Origin of the sequence: Azospirillum sp., from assembly GCF_035627195.1 — a bacterium.
Classification (GTDB): domain Bacteria; phylum Pseudomonadota; class Alphaproteobacteria; order Azospirillales; family Azospirillaceae; genus Azospirillum.
This window is the reverse complement of record NZ_DASPMG010000321.1, coordinates 1-2,275: the sequence shown is the minus strand read 5'-3', so window position 1 is coordinate 2,275 and position 2,275 is coordinate 1. Positions and strand designations below refer to the sequence as shown.

Genomic DNA, 2,275 nt, shown 5'->3' with positions numbered 1-2,275 from the left:
CTGCCGCGGATGGCGAGGTCGTACCCCTCCTTGATGATATCGACCCGCCGGTCGTCCAGGCTCAGGTCCAGCGACAGGTCGGGGTACAGGCTCAGAAAGCCGGCGATCCGCGACGACAGGCAGGTCAGGGTCAGCGTCATCGGCGCCGTGACGCGCAGCAGGCCGCCGGGCGCGTGCTGGAGAGGCCCCAGCGCGTTGTCGGCCTCCGCAAGGTCGTCCAGGACGCGGGCAACCTGCTCGTAATAGCGCGACCCGGCTTCGGTGAGGCTCATCCGCCGGGTGGTGCGGTTGAGGAGCCGCACGCCCAGATGGGCTTCCAACTCGCCGATGTTCTTGCTGACCGCCGCCGGAGACAGGCGCAGCCGGCGGGACGCTTCGGCGAAGCTCCCCAACTCGACGACCGTCCGGAAGACGCCCAGGGCGGTAAACCGATCCATGATCATTCACTCTGGGTGAAGGGTATCGCCGCACAACGATAGATTATCGTGCGCGCGGAAAGCAATTAGCCTGTGCGGTGAGGCCGTCGCCTGGTCGCGTCCGTCAAGCAGGTGTAAATTCGGGTGTGACTTGAGGTGGCCATCGGTCAGGCGGCCTTGGGTGGAATCTGGGCTGGATTGGGCTCGGCGAGCGGGGTGTAGAGTTCGGCCATCGCCTCGACCTGCATGTAGCGGTGCTGGAGCTGCCACTCATCGTTTTGCTCGAGCAACACCGCGCCGATGAGGCGGATGATCGACGCCTCGTTGGGGAAGATGCCCACCACGTCGGCGCGCCGTTTCACCTCCTTGTTCAGGCGTTCCAGTGGGTTGGTGCTGTGCAGCTTGGCCCGGTGCTGGGTCGGGAAGCTCATGTAGGCCAGCACGTCGGCCTCACTCTCGTCCATCAGCGCCGCCAGCTTCGGCCAGCGCTCGCGCAGCTGGTCGGCAACATGGCGCCAGGTCTGCCGGGCCGCCTCGGCATCGGGCTGAAGGAAGGCTTGGCGAAGGGCGGCCGCCACCATGGTGTGCTGGCCCTTGGGCACGTGCGCCAAGGCGTTGCGGATCCAATGGACCCGGCAGCGTTGCCAGGTTGCCTTGAGCACCCGGGTGATCGCCAACTTGAGCCCCTCGTGGGCATCCGAGATCACCAGCTTCACGCCCTTCAGCCCGCGGCGCACCAGGCTCTTCAGGAAACTCGACCAGAACGGCTCGGCCTCGGACGGGCCGATGCTCAGCCCGATGATCTCGCGCCGCCCCTCGGTGTCCACGGCCACGGCGATTATGGCGGCGACCGAGACGATGCGACCGCCCTCGCGGACCTTGAGGTAGGTGGCGTCCAGCCACAGGTACGGCCACTCGCCCTCCAGCGGGCGCTCGAGGAAGGCGTTCACGCGCTCGTCGATGTCCTTGCACAGCTTGGAGACCTGGCTCTTCGAGATGCCGCTCAGCCCCATCGCCTGCACCAGCTCATCGACACGCCGGGTGGAGACCCGCCGATCCAGGCTTCCTGGATGACGGCGACCAGGGCGCGCTCGGCGGTCTTGCGCGGCTCCAGGAAGGGCGGGAAGTACGAGCCCTGGCGCAGCTTGGGGATGCGCAGCTGCAAGGGGCCGAGGCGGGTGTCCAGGGTGCGGTCCCGGTAGCCGTTGCGGTAGTTCAGCCGCTCGGCCGAGCGCTCATGCCGGCTGGCGCCGATCAGGCCCTCGACGTCGGCCTCCATCAGGATCTGCAGGACGGCTTCGGCGACGGTGCGCAGGAAGTCGCCGTCGCCGCTCTTCGCAAGCAGCTCACTCAATGTCATTGTGTCCTCGGTCATCGGGGTCTCCGTCGGACTGGGAATGAAGTGTCGCAACTCCACTCTAGCCCGCCGACCCGATGGCCACCTCAAGCGCTGCCGTGGGTAGACCTTTTCCCACCGACGATCAGTGGCGAATTTCCACCACCTCCGTGGACGCTAACCGCCGCGCCGGCCTGAACCACCAGATCTCCATCTTCACCAGCGAGCGCAAGTACGACCTCAACGTGGAGACCCACAAGCGCACCCACCACGTCGAGGTGCGCTGGCGCTACCCCGAGGACTATCTCGCGACGCTGAACGGGCAGGTGGCGGCCATCCCCGCTACGGCCGGCGGGGACCGGCGCGACCGCACCACCGAGCTGGCCCACCGGGACCGGCGCTGCACCTACACGCTGGAGGGTGACACGCCGGAATGGCGGCCGGCGCCCACGGCCGACGGCCAGCCGCCGGTGTGCGACGACGGCGAGGTGACGGTGATCAACTTCACCCCCGGCGCGCTCGG

2 protein-coding genes and 1 pseudogene are annotated in these 2,275 nt (G+C 67.6%); 1 reads left to right on the top strand and 2 read right to left on the bottom strand.

All coding sequences use genetic code 11. The annotated features are described in order from the left end of the window. Both VED21_RS28940 and VED21_RS28935 read right to left on the bottom strand, forming a co-directional pair. On the bottom strand, positions 1–437 hold a 437-nt coding region (locus VED21_RS28940; RefSeq protein ID WP_324888650.1), incomplete at its 3' end, for a LysR family transcriptional regulator. A 146-nt stretch (positions 438–583) separates the two neighbouring features. Then, a pseudogene (locus VED21_RS28935) lies at positions 584–1,791 on the bottom strand (IS256 family transposase). A 131-nt stretch (positions 1,792–1,922) separates the two neighbouring features. On the opposite strand from VED21_RS28935, the gene VED21_RS28930 reads away from it, so the two are divergent. Further along, the coding region (locus tag VED21_RS28930; protein WP_324888649.1) for a TrbG/VirB9 family P-type conjugative transfer protein at positions 1,923–2,275 on the top strand (353 nt) is incomplete at its 3' end.